Annotated in this window: 16 protein-coding genes; 8 read left to right on the forward strand and 8 right to left on the reverse strand. The window is 59.4% G+C overall.

Features of this window, described 5'->3' with window-relative positions; all coding sequences use genetic code 11:
* Positions 1 to 2: 2 nt before the first annotated feature.
* The 6 genes from HNQ65_RS08365 to HNQ65_RS08390 form a co-directional block, all read right to left on the reverse strand.
* Complete coding sequence (locus tag HNQ65_RS08365; protein WP_184339067.1) at positions 3 to 1,496, reverse strand: McrB family protein; 1,494 nt, start codon at positions 1,494 to 1,496, stop codon at positions 3 to 5.
* Between the two features lie 4 nt (positions 1,497 to 1,500).
* Complete coding sequence (locus HNQ65_RS08370; RefSeq protein ID WP_184339068.1) at positions 1,501 to 2,835, reverse strand: DNA cytosine methyltransferase; 1,335 nt, start codon at positions 2,833 to 2,835, stop codon at positions 1,501 to 1,503.
* 307 nt (positions 2,836 to 3,142) lie between these two features.
* Positions 3,143 to 3,376 carry an addiction module protein gene (locus HNQ65_RS08375; RefSeq protein ID WP_184339069.1) on the reverse strand — a complete coding sequence of 78 codons (234 nt, stop codon included), beginning with the start codon at positions 3,374 to 3,376 and terminating at the stop codon, positions 3,143 to 3,145.
* Positions 3,377 to 3,900: 524 nt separating this feature from the next.
* Complete coding sequence (locus HNQ65_RS08380; protein ID WP_184339070.1) at positions 3,901 to 6,309, reverse strand: FAD-dependent oxidoreductase; 2,409 nt, start codon at positions 6,307 to 6,309, stop codon at positions 3,901 to 3,903.
* A 318-nt stretch (positions 6,310 to 6,627) separates the two neighbouring features.
* On the reverse strand, positions 6,628 to 7,686 hold the full coding sequence (locus HNQ65_RS08385) for an NAD(P)-dependent alcohol dehydrogenase (protein WP_184339071.1): 1,059 nt from the start codon (positions 7,684 to 7,686) through the stop codon (positions 6,628 to 6,630).
* A 27-nt stretch (positions 7,687 to 7,713) separates the two neighbouring features.
* Positions 7,714 to 8,124, reverse strand: a complete 411-nt coding sequence (locus HNQ65_RS08390; protein WP_184339072.1) for a (R)-mandelonitrile lyase — start codon at positions 8,122 to 8,124, stop codon at positions 7,714 to 7,716.
* Between the two features lie 135 nt (positions 8,125 to 8,259).
* On the opposite strand from HNQ65_RS08390, the gene HNQ65_RS08395 reads away from it, so the two are divergent.
* The 5 genes from HNQ65_RS08395 to HNQ65_RS08415 all read left to right on the forward strand — a co-directional run bounded on the left by HNQ65_RS08395 (position 8,260) and on the right by HNQ65_RS08415 (position 16,264).
* Positions 8,260 to 9,291 carry a LacI family DNA-binding transcriptional regulator gene (locus HNQ65_RS08395; RefSeq protein ID WP_221306084.1) on the forward strand — a complete coding sequence of 344 codons (1,032 nt, stop codon included), beginning with the start codon at positions 8,260 to 8,262 and terminating at the stop codon, positions 9,289 to 9,291.
* 327 nt (positions 9,292 to 9,618) lie between these two features.
* A complete protein-coding gene (locus HNQ65_RS08400) occupies positions 9,619 to 10,698 on the forward strand; it encodes an efflux RND transporter periplasmic adaptor subunit (RefSeq protein WP_221306085.1) in 1,080 nt (359 codons plus the stop codon).
* A gap of 12 nt (positions 10,699 to 10,710) precedes the next feature.
* Positions 10,711 to 13,914 carry an efflux RND transporter permease subunit gene (locus tag HNQ65_RS08405; protein ID WP_184339075.1) on the forward strand — a complete coding sequence of 1,068 codons (3,204 nt, stop codon included), beginning with the start codon at positions 10,711 to 10,713 and terminating at the stop codon, positions 13,912 to 13,914.
* Positions 13,880 to 15,394 carry a TolC family protein gene (locus HNQ65_RS08410; protein WP_184339076.1) on the forward strand — a complete coding sequence of 505 codons (1,515 nt, stop codon included), beginning with the start codon at positions 13,880 to 13,882 and terminating at the stop codon, positions 15,392 to 15,394. The genes HNQ65_RS08405 and HNQ65_RS08410 overlap by 35 nt, the downstream gene beginning before the upstream one ends.
* Positions 15,395 to 15,631: 237 nt before the next feature.
* Positions 15,632 to 16,264 carry a 3-keto-disaccharide hydrolase gene (locus HNQ65_RS08415; protein ID WP_221306086.1) on the forward strand — a complete coding sequence of 211 codons (633 nt, stop codon included), beginning with the start codon at positions 15,632 to 15,634 and terminating at the stop codon, positions 16,262 to 16,264.
* A gap of 696 nt (positions 16,265 to 16,960) precedes the next feature.
* Here the strand turns inward: HNQ65_RS08415 and dacB are convergent.
* On the reverse strand, positions 16,961 to 18,394 hold the full coding sequence (gene dacB / locus HNQ65_RS08420; protein ID WP_184339078.1) for a D-alanyl-D-alanine carboxypeptidase/D-alanyl-D-alanine endopeptidase: 1,434 nt from the start codon (positions 18,392 to 18,394) through the stop codon (positions 16,961 to 16,963).
* A gap of 79 nt (positions 18,395 to 18,473) precedes the next feature.
* Between dacB and HNQ65_RS08425 the strand changes: the two genes are divergently transcribed.
* From HNQ65_RS08425 to thiS, 3 genes are all read left to right on the forward strand, one after another.
* Complete coding sequence (locus HNQ65_RS08425; RefSeq protein WP_184339079.1) at positions 18,474 to 18,821, forward strand: VOC family protein; 348 nt, start codon at positions 18,474 to 18,476, stop codon at positions 18,819 to 18,821.
* A gap of 94 nt (positions 18,822 to 18,915) precedes the next feature.
* The gene (locus HNQ65_RS08430) at positions 18,916 to 20,046 is read left to right on the forward strand and encodes a radical SAM protein (protein ID WP_184339080.1); all 1,131 of its coding nucleotides are present in this window, start codon (positions 18,916 to 18,918) and stop codon (positions 20,044 to 20,046) included.
* A 24-nt stretch (positions 20,047 to 20,070) separates the two neighbouring features.
* A complete protein-coding gene (thiS, locus tag HNQ65_RS08435) occupies positions 20,071 to 20,271 on the forward strand; it encodes a sulfur carrier protein ThiS (protein WP_184339081.1) in 201 nt (66 codons plus the stop codon).
* A 112-nt stretch (positions 20,272 to 20,383) separates the two neighbouring features.
* Here thiS and HNQ65_RS08440 read toward each other — a convergent pair whose 3' ends face one another.
* Entirely contained in the window at positions 20,384 to 21,784 is a 1,401-nt protein-coding gene (locus HNQ65_RS08440) for an alkaline phosphatase family protein (protein WP_184339082.1), read from the reverse strand.
* Between the last annotated feature and the right edge of the window lies 1 nt (position 21,785).

The raw sequence follows: 21,785 nt of genomic DNA on the forward strand, positions 1-21,785 counted from the left end.
GGTCACGCTTCGGCAAAGGTCACAAACTGATCTCGCACCAGCTTCTGGTGCATTCTGAGAATTTTATCAAAGCTCAGAGGAAAGCGCGCTTGCCCCCTTGAGACCGTAAGCTTCTTGGCCACGGAATCGGGAGAACGCGCATCATCCTCAGCCTCACCCGCTAACGCACAGGCTTTCAGGTAATCTTCTGCACGCTGCGTCCCACGTGGCGTCCCACATGCGTATGCTAGTGCCCACAGCAGGCCTTCCAATTTCGTGCGGCTGCCATGCAGCTTCGGCAATAGCTTTTGCACTATCACCGCATCCATTGCAGGCTCAAACCACGTGGCATCTGCCTCCTCATGTCCGCCCAGTTCTTTGTAGAAGTGGATGAACCGCCCTGCTTCGTAGCTTGTACGGTAGCCAAACTCTGCGTGGTGCTTTTGCAGCAGGGTAAAAAAAAGCAGCATTTCTTCCTTAAAGCGGTCCTTCACCTCTGCTGGCACCGTGATTCGCTTGTTTGCCGCAAGTGCCACGAAGCCGGGACCGAAAACCGCCCCCTTTCCGTCCAGTTCTTCCAAACGCACCGCTTGGGGAGATTCCAGAAACGCAGCGATCTCAGCCGCCTCCATACGGAACTCGATCACGTTCGCCCGGTCTAGCACCTTGGGTGAGAACATGTAAGTCGTTTCATCAACATTCACAGTACCGATAATGAAGAGATTCGACGGCAACTTAGTGGATTGCGGCACAGACTCTCCGTTCCCCTTTCGCTCAGCATCTTGATGCAATGGAATCGCCTCGTCAGACTCGATAGCGGACAGGATATCGGCAAAATACCGCTCTACATGAGAAAGATTCATCTCGTCTAAAATCAGGAAATGCGGTGTGCCAGAATTCTCAGGCTTGGCGGCACGCAGAATCAAATCCAGAGCGGCACGCGACACATAACGACCCGCATCAATCCCATCAGCATATCCAAGGATTGCATCAGTTCCGGTCCAATCCGCGCCAACAGGAATCAACACATGAGCTGTGTTCTGTGGGTCATCCGCAACATGACTTAGCCACCGGGCGAAGGCTTGGGCAAGTTTAGTTTTGCCCGACCCCGCCAACCCAGTCAAAACAAGGAAACGTTTTGCTAACAAAGACGCTAGTAGCCGCTTGACGCGCCCTTCACCTACCGCCATCACCGCTGTACAATCGTTATTGAATACAGCCAGCAAGTTTCCTGCTTCGAGCGCCATACCAGCTTGCTCGGCATCATCAGCTTGAGCGAATCTATATTCGGGCACTTTACTTCCAGCTCGCTTTTCAGTCGCCGCATTGCGGATCTTTCCGGTGGGAACAATATATCCTTTTCGCGTTAGTTTTACCACAGCACCAGGGCGGCGAGTGCTAGGCACTTCTTCATCCGCATAAGCCCAGATCTGGTCCACGCTGAACGTGGCGTCTGCGCCTATTTCTTCCTTCATTTTTGCAAGCGCCTGTTGCGCAATTTCAAATGGTTCGGACATAGCGTTAAATGTGTTCGTCTAGATGCACTGCCACTGTATTTCCAATTGCACGCGCCAGAAGAGGAGGCACGGCTTCGCCAATCATATCTAAGCCAACACCAAGATTATCGGTGGCTCTCTTTTCATCGTCTGACGTGTGAAATGTAAACGAGTCATCGAAGCTCTGCAGTCTCGCAGCTTCTCTGATTGTGATGCCTCGGTTCATCTCGGGATGCGTGAATCTACCCGAACCGAGGAAATTAGCGTTAGCCGTGATTGTTAATGCCGGACGATCCCACGCCAGCCTTGTGTAAGCGCTCCAATAGTAGCGCTTGTAAAAAACGGGGATGATTCGCCCTTCGGCTTCCAATCGCTTACGAGCCTGCTTTTCGGTTTCGCCACTGGCGACCGCATTTGCTACCAGCTTCTCATAGCGTTTCTGTAATCGTGCACTGGCGTCGTCCCAAGTCTCCCCCTGACGCATCTCCTTTATGATCTCGATAACTTGGCGCTGATAGCTGCGGGTGATATGGTTGTATGCAAACTGCTTCGAAGTTCTCATCAGCTTGGCAAACGCATTGTCTGCCTTTTTGGTGTACCCCCCCTTGCTCCCTCCCAAAGACTCATGCAATGGCGCATCATAAGGCAGGTCACTGATGGCGTCTTGCACAGTGACCCAAGGCTGACCATTCCATCCTGCGAGTAATTCAGGGTCGCCGTGGGTTTGCACGGGGAGTGTTAAAGGACCTAGGCGGGAAGCCACAATGACTGCTCGCTGGCGAAGCTGGGGCACACCGTAATCTGCCGCATTTAGAATGCCGCATGACACCTTGTAGCCCATCTCAATTAATATCTCTTCGACCTGTTGAGCGATCCCTCCCTTCTTGCCGTCGTGATAATGGCTTAGAAATTGAGGCACATTTTCAATGACTACCACTTTAGGGTTGAGTGCCGCAGCAACCTCGAGGAACCGTAGCACCAAATCATTGCGGGGGTCTTGATCGAGTTTGTTGTAGCCACCAAACGACACGATTTCCGAATCCTTCCGCGCCTCCGTTCGCCTCATCTGAGAAAAGCCTTGGCAGGGAGGTCCCCCAATCAGGCAATCAAGCGTTTCAATGCCTTTAGCGGTAATCAAGGCTTTAATTTTTCTGTCTGGCACATCTCGAATATCTCCCAAAATCGTAGCGGGCACATGCTCACCGTGGGAGTGGTTCTTTTCGAAAGTTTTGAGGGCAAATTTCTTGACGTCATTTCCCAAAACGGTTTGGAACCTGCCGGTCCGCCAGAACCCATGTGAAAAGCCTCCACAGCCACAGAACAGCTCCGCTACAGTATATGATTTTGATGGTTGAACCATTTTTGACTGATGTTTTAGGCGGGTCAAACTAGCGCTCAGGACTTCTGTGTCACAACACAAAATGTTTCACAACCACTCATGCTGAGTGTGGCGACGGAATCAGTCGCACATACGGGTTGCTTTTGATACTGGTGCAGCTGCCTGCTGACGTGTGGCGGAGTGGTGGGAAGACGCTGCTAGAGAGCGCGGGGTGTAAAGGAAGCGCTGGCTTTGCTCTCCGGATTTGGGGCGACTTTCCAGGGGTGGCGCTCGCTGCGCGAACTTACCCCTGGCTACCGGCTGCATCCCCTCCGGGGATGAGAGAGCTTCACGCCTGACGCCGGGCTGAGAAGTGGGCTAGAAATTCCTGATGGCTGATCTCTTGGGAGGGGTCTTGGTCCATTTCGGTCTCGCGCTGGTTGAGCAGGGTTTCGAGCTCGTCTGGCGCGAGGTCATCGGCGGAAGTGCCGACGGAGTCCCATAGACCTGTGGCGACACGGCAGCGGTCGGCAGGGGTGAGCTGCAGGGCGGCATCCATGATGGCTTCGTAGGTGATGGACATGGGTGATTGTAAACCGGAAAGGAGAGAGAGACAACCGGGAGGTGGCGGGTGGTCGGTGGTGGGGCTTTTGAAAGCGTTGTGATTGTGGCGGTGGGGCTGGAAGACGCTGCTGGAGGGCGCGGTGTGAGAAGGGAGCTCTGGGTTTGCTACCCGGATTGGTGGCGTGGATTTCCAGGGGTGGTCGCTCGTTCCTCGCTCGACCCCTGGCTACCTTCTTTGACCCCTCCGGGGTCCTGATCTAGTGGCTGCGCCATTGTGGGAAGGAGTGACCGCATCACTTGGAGTGCGTCATTGTTAACGCGGAGTGTGTGGGAGTCGCGAAGCGCCGCACAGGGGATTGCCTTCGGCTGGCTTCGCGTTGTGCGGACGTACTATGCTAGGGCGTTTGTGGGAGCCGGAGAGGGGGCTGTGGGTTCTGCGTGAGGGGTGAGTGACTCGTGGGTCAGGGGCGTGGCGAGCCGCACAGAGGACTGTGCGGACCACTATGCTGGCGCATTCGCGATGCGCCATAATGCTTCCACGCCTTATTTGGCGGGGAGGATCTGGACGGCGTCTAAGTGCACGTTTCCGCCGGCGTTGGTGGTGCGGAAAATCACTGCGGACTCTTCACCTGCATTGAACTTGTAAGTGCCCAAGCTGTAAGCGCCTTGGGGGTCTTTGGGGGACTTGGTTTGATCGACGGTGACTTGTTTTTCGCCGTCGGCGGTGAGGAGGGTGATGGGGGCGGATTTGGCGCGGTTTTCGTGGGGCTGGAAGTAGATGCGGACTTCGTAGCTGCCCGTTTGTTTCACGCTGAAGGGGAAGCGGGCGCTGGCGGCTTTGTCGCTGCTGTAGCTGTAGTGGTTGCCGACGTAGGGCTTGAGGCCTTCGCCGTGGGTCCATTTGCCGGTGAACTCGGCTTCGGTGTCGTCGATGACGATGCCTTCGAGCTTTTTGGGGTCGATGCTGTCGGCGGAGGAGCCGGGAGGGGGGAGGTCGGGGAGTTTTTTGGCGTTGGCGGGGAGGTAGAGATTTCCTTCGAGGGTGTCGCGGCGCATGGCGCCGGGCTGTGACATGAGGTCTTTGAGGATGTCGAGGTACTGCTCGTAGACGCCGCGGGGGGTGGTGTGATGGCGGACGCAGATCCAGGCGGCTTTGCCGACGACTTCTCCCATCATGCCGCAGGTGCGCATGACGCGGGTGGAGCCGAGGGCGTGGCGCTCGACGGAGATGGTGCGGCCGGCCATGAAGAGATTGCCGATGTCTTTGCTGTAGAAGCAGCGGTAGGGGACGGGGTAGCCGTTTTTGCGGTCGGTGTGCTTGCCGAATTCGGCGCGGGAGATGAAGGGATTGTCGGGGAAGTTTTTGGCGTACTGCTCTTTGGGATAGTGCAGGTCCTGGTCCCAGGTGGTGGGGACGCAGCCGTCGGGATGGATGATGCCTTTGACCATGTCTTCGCCATTGAGGATCATATCTCCAACGATGCGGCGGGATTCGCGGGGGCCGCCGATGTAGGCGAGCCAGGTGAGGTCGAAGTCGGCGTATTTTTCGGCCTTGAGGGTTTTGAGGGCGGAGACGGCTCCGTAAACGGCGCGGAAGTTGTGGTCGCGGATGAGCTCGAGGTCGTTGAGGGGGTGCTTGTCGAAGCCGCTTTCCCAGAACCACTCGCCGTGGACGTAGTCTTCGGGGGCGGGTGTGGGGGTGTAGCCGAGGTCGTAGCCTTTCATGTTTTCGGCGTTCTTTTTGCCGACGGGGGCGAGGGCTTTGGGCTCAGGGAAGTCTTCCAATGTGAGGGGGAGGGCCCAGGGGGTGGCGGGCCAGGTGACGGGGTGCTTCAAATTCTGCATGACCCACATGTTGCTCATGCCCATACGGCCTTTTTCTTCCATCATGAACTCGGCTCCGGCGAGGGCGCCGACGCTGCCGTGGCCGGTGCAGTCCACGAAGAGCTTGCCGAGGAAGCGGGTTTCTTTGCCGGTTTTGGTGTCGAGGCCGATGACGGAGCGGATGGTGTGGGTGGGTTTGCCGGAGGCTGAGGCGGAACCGGAGGCAACCGGGACGGTTGCGCTACTTGTCATCTCGACGCCGTAAACGTGGGTATTGAGGAAGAGCTGGATCGTTTTCTCGGCTTTGACGGTGTCTTCCTTGAGCTTGTCATTAAACTCCTGGGGGGAGGCGGCGGGGCTGTTGCTGGCGCGGTCGGCGAACTCTTCGACGATCTCGCCGAGGTGGGGGTAGAGGCCGCGGCGGGTGCCTCCCATGGCCCAGACCTGGATCTCGCTGGAGCCGTTGCCACCGAGGACGGGGCGATTTTGGATGAAGGCGACCTTGAGGCCCTGGCGTGCGCCGGAGATGGCGGCGCCCATGCCGGAGTAGCCGCCGCCGATGACGACGAGGTCGAACTCGGAGGTCTCGGGAGCTTTCTCTGGGAGGCCGAGGAGCTGACGGCGGAGCTTATTGGTAGCGGCGAGGTCGGCGGGCGGGGTGAAGTCTTCGCCGTCTTTGGCGAGGATGAGGGCGTCGATGCGGCCATCGAAGCCGGTGAGGTCGTGGAGGGCGAGGGTGGCCTTGCCGCCGGAGAGTTTGACGGGTCCGGCTTTTTCCCACTGCCAGTCTTTGCCGGTGGTGCCGAATTCGTGGTCGAGGGTGGTGCCGTTGACGGTGATCTGGAAGCGCCCGGGGGCGCCGGTGGCATTGAAGGGGGCGACCCAGTTTTTGGTGCGGGCCCAGAGGGTGTAGGTGCCGGCGGGGAGCTCGATGCTGGTGGTGGCGTCTTTGACGGGCTTGCCCATGCCGTGGGCCATAAGGTAGGGGGAGCCCATGATGTCGATAAACTGGGTGTCGAGGACCCAGCCGCCGGGGGAGGAGAAGGATTCGGCCTCAAGCCAGAGGGGCTGCGCGTGGGCCGCAGCGGCGGTGAGGGTGAGGAGGGTGGCGAGGAGGGCGGATTTCATGGTTGCGGGTGGTTTTAAACGACGGCGAGGGGGGAAAGCAATCGTGGAGTGTTTGTTACGGTAACAGGGGGAGGAGTTTAAAGTTTGAAGTTTCAGGTTTAAAGTTGGAGGAGGTGGGGGTGGATGAGAAGGCGATGGAAGAGGTCGGATGAGGCTGGCCGAAAGAGGGGAAAGACGGGGAAAAAAGATTTTGAGTGAGGCTTTTGGTGCTGCGGAGCGGATGGATCGAGGACGAGTTCGAGTAGGAGGACGATGGTGGGGCGACAAAAAAAACGCGGTGCCTTTGGGAGGGCACCGCGTTTCGAAGGGTGGGGTTTGTTACTCGGCTTTGAGGGAGGCCATGTCGATGGAGAAGCGGTATTTGACGTCGCTCTTGAGGAGGCGGTCGTAGGCTTCGTTGATTTTTTGGATGGGGATGATTTCGACGTCGGAGGTGATGCCGTGGGTGCCGCAGAAGTCGAGCATTTCCTGGGTTTCGGCGATGCCACCGATGAGGGATCCGGCGAGGCGCTTGCGACCGAAGAGGAGGCCGAAGGCGGAGACGGGGAGAGGCTTGTCAGGGGCGCCGACGAGGGTGAGGGTGCCGTCGATTTTGAGGAGGTTGAGGTAGCTGTTGATGTCGTGGTCGGCGGAGACGGTGTCGAGGATGAAGTCGAAGCTGAAGGCGTGGCGCTGCATTTCGTTGGCGTCGCTGGAGATGATGACTTCATCGGCTCCGAGGGCGAGGGCGGCGTCTTTCTTTTTGGGAGAGGTGGAGATGACGACGGTGTGGGCTCCGAAGGCGTGGGCGAATTTTACGCCCATGTGGCCGAGACCGCCGAGGCCGACGACGCCGACTTTTTTGCCTTTGAGGTCGCCCCAGCGGCGCATGGGGGAGTAGGTTGTGATGCCTGCGCAGAGGAGCGGGGCGACACCGGGGAGGCTGAGGTTTGCGGGAACGGTAAGCGCGAAGTGCTCATCGACGACGATGGAGGAGGAGTAGCCGCCGTAGGTGACGGGGGCGGTGCCGTGCTTGTCGGGGGAATTGTAGGTGAAGGTGGCGTGGGGGCAGAACTGCTCGAGATTGGCGGCGCACTGAGGGCAGGACTGGTCGGAGCCAACGAGGCAGCCGACGCCGACGATGTCGCCGACTTTGTGCTTTTTCACGGCAGAGCCGACCTGGGTGATGCGGCCGACGATTTCGTGGCCGGGGACGCAGGGATAGACGGTGGGCATGGCGCTCCACTCATTGCGGGCCTGATGGAGGTCGGAGTGGCAGACGCCGCAGTAGAGAATGTCGATCTCGACGTCGCGGTCGGTGGGGTCGCGGCGGGGGATGCTGAGGTGGGAGAGTGCGGAGGTGGGGCTGGAGGCGGCGTAGGCTTTGGCGGTGGGCATGGGAGGGAGTGGGTTTGGGGGTGGTGATTAATTGAGCTGAGTGGGCTGCTGGTATTCTTCGTCGGTGACGTGCTCCAACCAGTCGACGGCTTTGCCATCGTGGCTTTCCTGGATGGCGATGTGGGTCATGGCGGTGGTGGGGGAGGCGCCGTGCCAGTGTTTTTCGCCGGGCGGGAACCAGACGACATCGCCGGGGTGGATTTCGACAACAGGGCCACCGAGGCGCTGGGCGCGGCCGCAGCCGGAGGTGACGATGATGGTCTGGCCGAGGGGATGGGTGTGCCAGGCGGTGCGAGCACCGGGCTCGAAGGTGACGGTGGCTCCGGCGACGCGGGCGGGAGCCTCGGTTTGAATGAGGGGATCGATGCGCACGGTGCCGGTGAACCAGGCTGCGGGGCCCTGGGCGGAGGGGCGTGAGCCGTTGCGGTGGATGTCCATGGGAGTATTGGGGTTACGCCTGCGCATGGTTTAGCAGCGGTTTATTGTGCGCAAGTTTCAGCCAGTGAAGCGAAGCGGGGGCGAGAGGGCAAGAGCAAGATTGGATTCGCGAGGAGGCCGTGTGTAGGATGCGGGATGGCACGCCCCTCCATGAATGACATCGCCCTGCGGCTTGGGATTTCCAAGATGACGGTGTCGCGTGCGCTGCGAGGCGGAAAGCATGTGGAGGCGGAGCTGAGGGGGAGGATTTTGGGGGTAGCAGAAGAGCTGGGGTACCGGCCGGACCCGGAGATCGCGAAGCTGATGACGCACATGCGGCGGACGAGGCGGACGGCTGAGCCGCAGACGCTGGCGTTTGTCTGGGCGGAGCGGAGTTCGCGGGAGATGGAGAGGTCATCGTGGTCGCAGCAGCTGGTGCTGGGGGCGCACCGGCAGGCGGAGAAGCTGGGTTTTCGGCTGGAGGAATTTCACCTCTCTGCGAGGGGGATGACGGGGAGGAGGCTGTCGGACATTCTGGAGGCGCGGGGGATACCGGGATTCATCCTCTCTCCGCTGGTGTCACGCAGCCGGGGGCATGTGAGCATGGCGTGGGAGAAGTTTAGCAGCGTGGTGATCGGGCTGGGCTATGCGAGGCCGCAGCTGCACCGGGTGCACCACCACCACTATCTGGGCATGATGACGGCGCTGCGGATGCTGAAGAAGCAGGGGTGCAAGCGGATCGGGTTTTACTGCGGAAGCACGATCAATGAGCGGATGTTTCGTGCGTGGTCGGCGAGCTTTCTGGCGCATCATCCGCTGGCAAAGCCGGGGGAGCTGCTGGCGCTGAGGAAGGTGATGAGCCGGGGTGATTTTCAGGAGTGGCTGCGCGGAGCGAAGCCCGAGGTGGTGATCGACGGCGGGCACCTGGTGAAGGAGTGGCTGGAAGAGGTGCCTGCAAGCCGCAGGCCGCTGCATGTCTCGCTAGGCTGGCGGGCGGACATGCCGGAGGTAGCGGGAGTGGACCAGCAGGCGGATGTGCTGGGGGCTGCAGCGGTGGATCTACTGGTGACGCAGTACCAACAAAATGAGCGTGGTATTCCAGACTCCCCGAGGATCGTGATGACGGAAGGGCGATGGCGGTCAGCGGGGGAGCGCCCTCCCATAAGCAAGGGAGGTGGAAAAGGCTGATGATCAAGGCATCTTAATAAGCAAAGAGGCTATGCTCAGCTGTGCACGAAGAGCTGGGCCTGCAGGAGAGTTTTTGCTTGGGGAAACGCTCTCTGAAGGCGACGGCACCTTGGACCGAACGACCGCCCTACATCATAGTATTTGCTCTTATAACACCATCGTGAATTTTTATGACCGTGTAGCGCCATCCCTTTCCGCACCCTCCCCTCACTGGGGCCGTGGATGGGTGTAAAAACCCCCTGAAGAGGTTATATGAATAGACGGCGAAATGTGGCTTCGTATGCCTCAAGAATGGAACTACCACATATCGCATCCCGGAAATCCCTCATGTGCGTCGGCCTAGTGGCCAGCATCATTTTAAGCGGCTGCCACAAGCATGTGGAGCATGTCGAGGAAGAAGAAAAGTCACAGCTGATTCTCACCAAGCCGCTCGTGCAGGACACGGTGGTAACACGTGAATACGTATGCCAGATCCGCTCAAACCGCAACATCGAGGTGCGAGCCTTGGAGCGCGGTTATCTTGAGTCCATCTTTGTCAAAGAAGGCCAGCTGGTCAAAGAGGGCGAGCCTATGTTCAAAATCCTGCCGCTGGTTTACCAGGCTGAGCTGAAGAGCAAAGAAGCAGAAGCGCAGGTGGCCAAGGTGGAGTACGAAAACACCGAGCGCCTGACGAAGCAAAACGTGGTGTCAGACAAGGAACTGGCGATGGCCAAGGCCAAGTACGAGCAACGCCTGGCGGAGGTGGGCCTGGCCCAAGCACATCTCGGCTTTACCAACTTCAAGGCCCCCTTCTCCGGCCTGATCGACCGTCTGCGGGTGCGAAACGGCAGTCTGCTGGATGAAGGCGACCTGCTGACCACGCTCTCCGACAACAGCGAGATGTGGGTGTATTTCAACGTGCCCGAGGCCGAATATCTGGACTACATGTCCCAAGAGCAGCCTGAGGAACGAAAGAAGGTCTCGCTGGTGATGGCCAATGGCGCGGTGTTCAAGGAATCCGGGCGGATCAATGTGATCGAAGCCGAGTTCAACAACCAGACGGGAACGATTCCTTTCCGAGCCGACTTCCCAAATCCGGACCGTCTGCTCCGTCATGGAGAGACTGGCAACATCCGGATGAAGAAGCTGGTGAAGGGCGCACTGCTCATTCCACAGAAGTCCACCTTTGAGGTGCTGGACCACCATTATGTGTTTGTGGTCGGCAAGGACGAAATCGTCAAGCAGGAGCGCATCCACATCGTGGAAGAGGTGGAAGACCTCTTCATCGTGGCACCAGGGAGCGTGAGCGAGAATGACCGGATCATATTCGAGGGGCTGCGAGACGCCCATGATGGCGAAAAGGCCACCGACTATGAGTTTGAGGAACCGAAGGAAGCTTTCAAGAAGCTGAAGCTCAAGGCGGAATAAAAAAAACTTCCCATGTTTACCAAGATCCTGCACAGGCCAGCGCTGGCCATCGTCATCTCTTTGATCATTCTGTTTTTGGGCACGCTGTCGATTTTCACGCTGCCCATCTCACAGTTCCCCAACGTAGCTCCCGTGCTAGTGACGGTGACGCTCGACTACCCGGGAGCGAGCGCGAAGGTTCTTGAAGAATCCTGCCTCATCCCGCTGGAGCAGTCGATCAACGGTGTGCAGGACATGAAGTACATGGTGTCCAGCGCGGCGAGTTCCGGTGAAGCGGTGATCCAGGTGTTCTTCCACATGGGAACGGACCCGAACCAGGCGACGGTGAACGTGCTGAACCGTGTGAACGCTGTGTCTTTCCGACTGCCGCCACTGGTGGTGCGCGAAGGCATCATCGTGTGGAACCTGGCTCCGAGCATGCTGATGTATGTGAACTTGTACTCGAAGGACAAGAACGCAGACATGAAGCTGCTCTTCAACTATGCGTACATCAACGTGATGCCGGAGCTCTTCCGCACACGCGGGGTGGGCTACGTGAAAGTGCTGGGAACCCGCCAGTATGCCATGCGCGTGTGGCTGAAGCCCGACCGCCTGCGCGCCTACAACGTGGACACGGAGGAGGTGATGAAGGCCTTACGAGAGCAAAGCATGATCGGATCGCCAGGACGAATAGGGCGAGCGGACAGCAAGACCTCACAATCGCTCGAATACGTGCTGACCTATGTGGGCCGATTCAACACCGCCGAACAGTATGAGAACGTGATCCTGCGCGCCACGGAAAATGGAGAGCTTTTGAAGCTGAAGGACGTGGCGGAAGTGGAGCTGGGCAGTGAATTCTACGACCTTTATTCCGACCTGGATGGCGACCCCTCGGCGGCCATCATGATCAAGCAGAGCTATGGCAGTAATGCGGCCGAAGTTATCAAGGAGCTGAAGGGCAAGCTGGAAGAGATGAAGGAGAAGTTCTTCCCGCCGGGAATGGACTACAAGATCAGCTATGACGTGTCCAGCTTCCTGGATGCGTCCATTCATCAGGTGCTGCACACACTGGTGGAAGCCTTCGTGCTGGTGGCTCTGGTGGTGTTCGTCTTCCTGGGAGACTGGCGCTCCACACTGATCCCGACACTGGCTGTGCCGGTGTCCCTGGTGGGAGCCTTCTTCCTGATGCAGATGTTTGGTGTGAACATCAACCTGATCACGCTCTTCGCGCTGGTGCTGGCGATCGGCATCGTGGTGGACGACCCGATCGTGGTGGTGGAAGCCGTGCACGCGAAGATGCACGACAGCTTCATGTCTCCCTACAAGGCGACGCAGGCAGTGCTGCACGAAATCGCGGGTGCTGTTATCGCGATCACGCTGGTGATGACGGCGGTGTTTGTGCCTGTGACTTTCATGTCGGGTCCGGTGGGTGTGTTCTACCGGCAGTTCTCGATCACGATGGCGGTGTCCATCGTGCTTTCCGGGGTGATGGCGCTGACGCTGACGCCGGTGTTGTGCGCCATGATTCTGAAGAGGACGGATCACCACCACAAGGCACGTGGACCGATCGCCTGGCTGCTGGGCATCTTTAACCACTACTTTGAGAAGGTGACGAACCTCTACGAGGCGCTGCTGAAGAGGATCGTGCACATCCGCACGCTTACTTTTGCCGTGCTGGGTGGTGCCGCGACCCTGATCTACTTCATCAGCCAGCAGATTCCGGCGGGCTTCATTCCGACGGAAGACCAAGGGATGATTTACGCGATTCTGCAGACACCTCCTGGCACGACGCTGGAGCGAACCTATGCCAAGTCCCGCGAGCTGATGGCGACGGCCAAAACCATTCCTGGCGTGGACTCAGTCTCAACTCTGGCTGGCTATGAAGTGCTGACGGAAGGCCGTGGCTCCAACTCCGGAACGTGCCTGATCAACCTGACGAACTGGGAACACCGCCACCACACCGCGCCGCAGATCATTGCGGAGCTGAAGGAGAAGTGCAAAAAGATCTCCGGTGTGCGCATTGAGTTCTTCGAGCCTCCGGCGGTGCCTGGCTATGGTGCTGCGGGCGGCTTTGCCCTGAGCCTGCTGGACAAGACGAACTCCGGTGACTATGACCGCCTGCAGAAGGTGAACACCGAATTCATGGAAGCGCTGAGCAAGCGCAAGGAGCTGGGTGGTCTGTTCACCTTCTTCAGCGCCAACTATCCGCAGTTGGAAGTGGTGATCGACAACAAGATCGCCATGCAGAAGGGCGTGTCGATCGGCAAGGCGATGGACAACCTGGACATCATGGTGGGAAGCACCTACGAGCAGGGTTTCATTCTCTTCAACCGCTTCTGGAAGCTGTATATCCAGGCGCACCCCGACTACCGCAAGCTGCCGAAGGACCTGAAGGATCTCTTTGTGGCGAACGACAAGGGAGAGATGGTGCCCTACTCGGCCTTCATGAAGCTGGAGCCCCGACAGGGCCTGAACGAAATCACCCGATACAACGCCTATCCTGCACCGGGCATCCAGGGTGCACCTGCGGACGGCTTCAGCAGCGGCGAGGCGATCAAGGCGATCCAGGAAGTGGCGGCGAAAACCCTTCCCCGCGGCTATGACATCGCCTGGGCCGGTCTGGCCTTTGACGAAGTGCGGCGCGGCAATGAGGCCATGATCATCTTCATCATCGTGCTGGCCTTCGTTTACTTGGTGCTGGTGGGACAGTATGAGAGCTTCATGCTGCCGCTGGCGGTGATTCTTTCCCTGCCGATCGGTGTGATGGGCTCCTTCCTGGCGCTGCAGGTGATGGGGCTGAGCAATGACGTGTATGCCCAGGTGGGTCTGATCATGCTCGTGGGTCTGCTGGGCAAAAATGCGATTCTGATTGTTGAATTTGCCTCCCAACGACATCATGAAGGCCTGCCCATCCTTGAAGCCGCCATCGAAGGCGCCAAGGTGCGATTCCGTCCTATTTTGATGACCTCCTTTGCCTTCATCGCCGGCATGCTGCCGCTGCTCAAAGCCCATGGAGCAGGTGCGATCGCGAACAAGACCATCGGCGCCTCGGCGGCCGGGGGCATGTTCCTGGGCACGGTGGTGGGCCTGCTGGTGGTGCCAGGTCTCTACTACATCTTCGGCACGCTTGCAGCCCGTGGCAAACTTCTCCCAGATGAAGACGACACTCCGTTGAGCGAACTTGGAGAGTATCCGAATCAACATGAAAAACCTGAAGAACAAGCTCCTAGCATTTAATTTCATCTGTCTGGCCTTCATGGTGCAGGGCTGCTCGTCCGTGCTCCGTCGTGATCCTCTTCCTTCCAGTGATCCTCCCCTGCCGCCCAACTTTCCGGATGCTGCCGGAAAGAACAGCTCGGCCATGATCGGCTGGAAGGAGTACTTCAAGGACACGAACCTGAAGGGCCTGATTGAGACTGCTTTGCAGAACAACCAGGAGCTGAACATCCTGATTCAGGAGATCGAAGCCGCCAAAGCGGATGTCCGCAGGACGAAGGGCGCGTATCTGCCGTTTGTGACTGCGGGTGGCACCGCCGGTCTGGACAAGACTGGAAGCTTCACGCGTGAAGGTGTCCTGGAAAAGAACAACCAGATTCGTGGCAAGGACTTCCCTGATCCGATGGGCAACTTTGGCTTTGCCGCTGACTTTGACTGGGAAGTGGACATCTGGCGCAAACTGCGCAACGAGCGCGACGCCGCCATCCTGCGCTACCTGGGCACCCAGGAAGGCCGGAATTTCATGATCACGAACATCGTGTCCGAGATCGCGCAGTCGTATTATGAGCTGATCGCTTTTGACAACCAGCTGCTGATCCTGAAGCGCACGATCGAGATCCAACAGAGCGCCCTTGAGGCAGTGAGACTGCAGAAGGCCAACGCCCGTGTGACGGAGCTGGCCGTGCGACGCTTTGAGGCTGAAGTGCTGAAGAATCAGAGCCGCCTGTTCAAGATCCAGCAGGAAATCACGGTGACAGAAAACAAGATCAACTATCTGGTTGGTCGCTACCCACAGCCCATCAAACGCAGATCCGAAGGGTTTGACAAGCTGGCCATGACGCCGATCAACACCGGGCTGCCCGTGCAACTGCTGCGCAACCGCCCTGACGTGCGCAAGGCTGAAATGGAACTGGCGGCCACAGGCCTGGATGTGAAGTCGGCGGCGGCCAAATTCTACCCTTCCCTGAGCCTGGCTGGAGCTCTGGGGATTCAGTCGTTCACCTTTGACACGGCCTTCATCATCCCCTCCTCCCTGATCTATGGAGCTGCGGCGAACGTGATGGCTCCGCTGATCAACCGCAGCGCCATCAAGGCGAACTTTCTGGGTGCGAGCGCACGCCAGATCGGAGCCATTTACACCTACCAGCAGACGGTGCTGAAAGCCTACATCGAAACGGTGAACCAGCTGGCGCAGATCAAGAACTACGGCAAAAGCTACGAGCTGAAGGCCCAGCAGGTGGCAGCACTGTCTGACTCGATCACCATCGCCGGCCAGCTCTTCTTCAATGCCCGTGCGGACTACACCGAAGTGCTGTTCACACAACGTGATGCGCTTGAGGCGAAGATCGACCTGGTGGAGCTCAAGCAGGAGCAGATCAATGCGTATGTGAAGGCCTACAAGGCTCTCGGCGGCGGCTACAACCGCGCGGCGGGCGGCTCTGGCAACACCACGAAAATGGCGGTGCCGAAAGTGGTCGGCGAGCTGCGTGGCGGAAACTGATGTGAGCTGAGATCATCGACTGACCTATTTTTTCCCAACGGCGGGCTGCACTGGAGGAGATTTTGACTCCCTCTGAAAGTGCAGCCCGTTTTGTTTGCCGGGCAGCCATAACGGTCAGGGTGAAATTTGCAGGCTGTATCCCGCCTGCCTTGTCGCACCCGTCGCAAGCAAGTGATGCGCTGCCTGCAAAGCTGCTTGTTTTATCGGCAGGATATCGCTTTCATATCGACTCCAATCATGAAATCCCGCCTACTTTTCGCCGCACTCGCACTAGCCGTCTCGATTCCTGCTTTTGCAGGTGAATTTGTGTCTCTGTTTGATGGAAAGACGCTCTCAGGATGGAAGAACCCGTATGACTGGGGCCAGATCGACATCGTGAATGGAGAGATCCATCTGACGGGAGAGAAGAAGTTCTTTGTGGTGACGGAGAAGACCTATGGCGACTTCATCTTTGAAGGCGATATTTTGCTTCCTGAAGGACAGGCGAACAGCGGGTTCATGTTCCGGGCGCACGCGGAGAAGAACAAGGTCTTTGGGTATCAGGCGGAAGTGGACGGTGATGCCAACCGGAAGTGGAGCGGCGGCCTGTATGATGAAGGGCGGCGGATGTGGTTCATCAGCCCGATCAAGGGGAACAAGGAGAGCGAAGCGGCCTTCCGCGCGCGTGCGGGCGACGCCTTCAAGCGCAATGACTGGAACACGTACCGCATCGAGTGCCGTGGGAAGAGCCTGAAGATTTTCGTGAACGGGGTGCTGACGACGGATGTGGAAGATGACAAGGATGCGAGCGGCGTGATCGCGATCCAGCACCACGGCGAGAAGGGGCAGACGTACAAGTTTCGGAATCTGCGGATTCAGGAGCTGAAGTAGGAGTGGCGCGGTCTAGGTTTGACTCATCATACCTCAGAGTGTGCGGGATCGGGATAGTCACTCATCGCATCAGCGACGGAGGAGGGATTCTCGTGATCTCCACATTGGGCGCGTGTTTGCGGATTGGTGGCATGGTTGTGCGCACATGCTGGGCGGTGCGAGAGCGTGGCCTATGGGCAGCGCGAGAACGCTGGTCTTTATGTGCGCGTGAGGGATCGGGACGATCCCTCTCCTCCAGAGCAGCGGAGCTTATGGAGAGGTGGGGGAAAGCAGGTAATGGGTGGTTTGAGCCGCACAGAGGACTGTGCGGACCACTATGCTGGCGCCTATGCGGGGACTGCAAAGCAAAGCAGGTGATGGGTGGTTTGAGCCGCACAGAGGACTGTGCGGACCACTATGCTGACGCCTATGCGGAGGCTGCGAAGCAAAGCAGGTACTGGGTGGTTCGAGCCGCACAGGGGACTGTGCGGACTACTATGCTGGCGCCTATGCGGGGGCTGCGAAGCAAAGCAGGTGATGGCTGGTTCGAGCCGCACAGAGGACTGTGCGGACCACTATGCTGGCGCCTATGCGGGGGCTGCGAAGCAAAGTAGGTAATGGGTGGTTCGAGCCGCACAGGGGACTGTGCGGACCACTATGCTGGCGCATGGGCGGGGGCTGGGAAATAGTGTGCCTCAAGATGGATGCTGCAGGTGATTACAGGTCCTGCATGGAATCCATGACCTGCTGGCAGAGTGCTGAGACTGCGGCGCTGGTGGTGAAGTGGTTGATCATGAGGGCGTAGGAGAATTCGGTGCCGGACTTTGATTTGGCGTAGCCGGTGAAGGTGCGGACGCCGGACATGGCGCCGCCTTTCCAGCTGAGTCCGTCCTTGGAGAGGAGGGAGGCTTGGTAAGCGGGGCCCTGGGGGCCGGTGCCGGCGAGGTATTGGAGGCGCGCGAGGTCAAGGGGGCGGATGAAGTCGGCACGGGCGAGGCCGCAGCCGTCTTCCATTCTCAGGCCGATGAAGTCGAGGCCGCGCTGTTTCCAGTGATCGCGGATGACCTCGGCGGGTGGCCTGCCCTGCTTGAGGCCGAGCATGCGGAAGACGCATTCGGTTTCGAGATTGTCGGAGGTGGCGTGGATGCTTTTGATGATGTCGATAAGCGCGGGAGAGTCGTGCTTGAGCAGGGCATAGGAGGGCTGAGCTGCAGCGGTGGTGGCCGCGCCGACCTGGATGCCTGCGGCGGTGAGGAGCGAACGGAAGTGATGCTCAATGAAGCGAGCGGGATCTGGCACGGCGCCTTTGGCCTGAAACTTGGCAGCACCGAGGGGCACGGTGCCACGAAGGTGGATGGCGGTGGTGATTTCTCCGCCGTGGATGACGACGCCGTCTCCAGAATCGGCAGGGCCGGTGGTGACTTCGTTTTTCCAGGCTGCCTGGGGGATTTCAAAATTGATGCCAAGCAGTTCGGCGGGGGTGCCTTCAGCGGGGCCAGCACGGAACATGACGATGTAGCGGTTGTGGTTGAGGTTGAGCCCGGAGACGCCGCTGCCGTAGCCATTGCCAATGTCTCCCCAATTCCAGTAGTCGCTGTAGAGGCTGCCGCTGAAGAAGCTGGTGTCTGCCCGAATGCCGCCGGTGACACGCAGGAGACCGCGCTGTTTCAGCTCTGCGGCCCAGGCTTTGAGATCGTCCATTTTGAGCATGGGGTCGCCGCCGCCGATGATGACGAGGTCGCCTTTGATCTCGCCATTCTCAATGGGGGCTGAGGCTTTGAGCTCGGTGGTGAAATGGAAATCGGGGCCGAGGATTTCCAGAGCAGTGGCGGTGGTGAGGGTCTTGAGGCTGGAGGCGGGGATGAAGGCGGTGGTGGCGTTGTCATCGAGAATGACTTCGCCTTTGTCGTTTAGGAGACAGAAGCCGATGGCGGTACCGGCTAGATCGGGGTTGGCGCGGGCAGCCTGAAGGAGGGTGGTGATGGGGTGTGGCTCTGGCTTGGCCGGGGGCTGAGGGGGCTCGGGTTCTGGCGGAGTAACGGCGATGTGGGGTAGCACTGATGGCGTGGCTAGGTAGCCTGCTTCGCGGCGGAGAATGAGCAGGGCTGCCAGTGCGGAGCCGAGGAGAAGGATGAGGAGGTTTTTCCACATGCGCGAATGGTAGCCTGGAACAAGCGAGCGCCAAGCAAGGCTGCTTGCGGTTTTTCTGCACCCTGCCAGCTTCTGCGGCATGAAACCTGAGAAAGTGAAGTTCATGCTGATGGCGGCGGACATGAAGCGTGCCGTGAGCTTTTACCGGGATGTGATTGGGCTGGAGCCTCTCTTTGTGAGCGATTTTTGGACGGAGATGAGTTTTGGGGATGCGATCATCGCGCTGCACGGCGGGCATGATGGCTCGCGGAATCCGACGGGGCTGAGCTTTCAGTATGAGGATGTGCTGGCGATGGCGGAGAAGATTGCCGCAGGTGGCGGGAGGATTTTGCAGTCGCCGCAGCAGCGGGAGGGAGAGCCGATTTTGCTGGGGGTGTACCGGGATGCGGAGGGGAACGAGGTGTTTATCACGCAGTACGTGGGATGAGTGAGGTGGAGGGGGTGCGTGCGGCCTGGGGGAATTTGGTGTTCGTGGCGTTGCATGGGGCGGTGGGTGCGTATTATATCCGCCCCCCTTCCCCATGCTGACTTCCTTCATTCCCACGCTCGATGCGCTGCCAGCGCGAAAAACGCCGCTGATGGAGAGGTTTGCCGCCTTGCTGGAGCCGAAAGGCCCGTCGCAGATCGAGGCGATGGCGAAGGAGTCGCGGATGATCACGCGGCGGAATTTTGGGCGGACGATGCGGCTGTTTGCGCCGCTGTATGTGTCCAACGAGTGCGTGAATAACTGCAGCTACTGCGGCTTTTCACGCGACAACAACTCGATCCTGCGGGTGACGCTGACGATCGACCAGGTGGTGGCTGAGGCGAAGCATCTGGTGGCGCAGGGTTTCCGCAACATCCTGCTGGTGGCGGGGGAGCATCCGAAATTTGTGAGCGATGGCTACCTGGAGGAGTGCATCCGGGCGATCCGGGATTTTGTGCCGACGATCGGGATCGAAGTGGGGCCGATGGAGGCGCCGGAGTATGAGAGGATGGTGAAGGCGGGTGCGGAGGGCCTGGTGGTGTATCAGGAGACCTATGACCGCGAGATTTACAAGGACATGCACACGGCGGGGCCGAAGAAGGATTTTGACTGGCGGCTGGCGTGTCCTGAGCGCGGGTATGCGGGGGGCTTTCGCCGGATCGGGATCGGGGCGCTGTTTGGCCTGAGTGACTGGCGGCTGGAGGCGCTGCGACTGGCGGCGCATCTGGAGCACCTGTACAAGCACTGCTGGAAGTCGACCTTTACGGTGGCGTTTCCGAGGCTGCGGCCGGCGGCGGGTGGATTTACGCCGATGACGGATTTCCCTGACTGGGCGCTGGTGCAGACGATCTGTGCCTACCGCATCATTTTCCCGGAAGTGGGGATCATCCTGAGCACGCGTGAGCCTGCGCCGCTACGGGATGCACTGGCACCGCTGGGCGTGACGGTGATGAGCGCGGGCAGCCACACGGAGCCGGGCGGCTACACGGGAGCCGGGGCGGAGGACCTGCACCTGACGGTGAAGGGCAAGCGCGTGGAGGTGGCCGATAAGGCCGAGACGAACCGTGCCGAAGGGCAGTTTGGGATCGCGGATCAGCGCAGCCCGCAGAGCGTGGCGGAGATGCTGCGGAAGCAGGGGCTGGATCCGGTATGGAAGGATTGGGATGCGTCGATCCTGGCAGCGTAACTACATTTTTAAGAGACCTCGGACATGAAGATCACTTTGAACGGAGAGAAGCGTGAAGTCGAAGGACCGCAGACGGTGAAGTCGCTGCTGGATGTGATCGGGCTGAGCGGAAAGCCGGTGGTGGTGGAGCAGAATCAGGTAGCGCTGCTGCCGAGAGAGATCGATGGGGCCGCAGTGAATGACGGGGATGTGATCGAGGTGGTGCAGATCACGGCGGGGGGGTAGACGGAAATGACGAAGCCCGAATGACGAATGTGCGAAGCTCGGGAGTTCCGGGGTGAAGCGGAGCGCCAGGATCGAGGACGAGTTCGAGTAGGAGGACGAGGACGATTTTTTGCTAGCGCGAGACGCCAGAGTAGCCGTTGCCGGTGGAGCAGAGGCGGAAGAGGTGATTGCAGACTTCGTGGGCGGCGATGATGCCGGTGCGGGGGAGCTGGTCGAAGTCGCCAATGAGGACGGGCCAGTCGGCGCGGTCTTCAGGGATGCGGCCGTGGGAGCCTTTGACGAGGGTGGCATCCAGAGGGATCACATCCATGAGCATGCGCTGACCCAGGGCTTTGCGGGCGAGCTTTGAGGCGATCTTGAGCTTGGGCCATTTGATGGCGGGATCGACGAAGAGCTCGGCGGGGTCGTAGCCGCATTTGCGGTGGATGTCCACGCAGCGGGCGAAGTCGGGGGCTTTCTTGTCGTCCTGCCAGTAGTAGTAGGTAAACCAGCTTTTGGCATCGGAGACGGCGATGAGGTCTCCGCTGCGCTCGTGATTGAGGCCGACGAGGTGTTTTTCCATTTTGCCGAGGACCTGGGCGACGCCCGGGGTGGCCTCGAGGGCAGCGCGAACGCTGGCGAGGATGCTCTGGTCGTTGACGTAGATGTGGGCGATCTGGTGGTCGGCGATGGCGAAGGCTTTGGAGCCACCGAGATCGAGGGTTTCGCGACCGAGCTCGTCCTTGATGCTGAGCCAGCCTTTTTCGCGGAAGACGCGGTTGAGGTGGACGGGCTGCTCGACGTCTGTGATGCCGTATTCGGAGAGGAGGACGACCTTGATGTTGCGGGTCTCGTAGAAGCGGATGAGGTCGCCGACGACATTGTCGATCTGGCGGAGGTCGAAACGGATTTTGTCCATGTCGATGCCGACGCGCTGGAGATTGTAGTCGAGATGGGGGAGGTAAACGAGGGAGAGGCCGGGCCAGTGCTTTTCCTCGATCCATTTGGCACTCTCGGCGATCCAGATGGAGGATTTGATGTCAGAGCCGGGGCCCCAGAAATGGCGAAAGGGAAAGGGGCCGAGGTCTTTTTTGATGCGGTCCCGCAGCGGCATGGGCTGGGTGTGGATGTCGAAGACCTTGCGGCCATCCGCCGGGTAGAGCGGGCGCGGGGTGATGGCGAAGTCTGCGGTGGAGTACATGTTGAACCACCAGAAGAGCTTGGCGCAGGTGAACTGGGGATCGACGCGGCGGAGGGCCTCCCAGAGCTTTTCCCCGTGCATGAGCTGCTCAGGCTGCTTCCAGAAGCGGTGCTCGGCATAGTCGCGGTCGTACCAGCCATTGGCGACGACGCCGTGGTCGCGGGCAAGGCGGCCGGTGAGGTAGGTGGCCTGGGCGGTGCAGGTGACGGCGGGGAGGACGGGCTCGATGAGGGTGGAGCGATTCCGCTCAACGAACGCACGGATGGCCGGGGTGTGCTCGCCGATGAGGCGGGAGGTGAGTCCGACGACGTTCAGGATGGCGGTGCGCTGCATG

The organism is Prosthecobacter vanneervenii (genome assembly GCF_014203095.1).
GTDB classification, from domain to species: domain Bacteria; phylum Verrucomicrobiota; class Verrucomicrobiia; order Verrucomicrobiales; family Verrucomicrobiaceae; genus Prosthecobacter; species Prosthecobacter vanneervenii.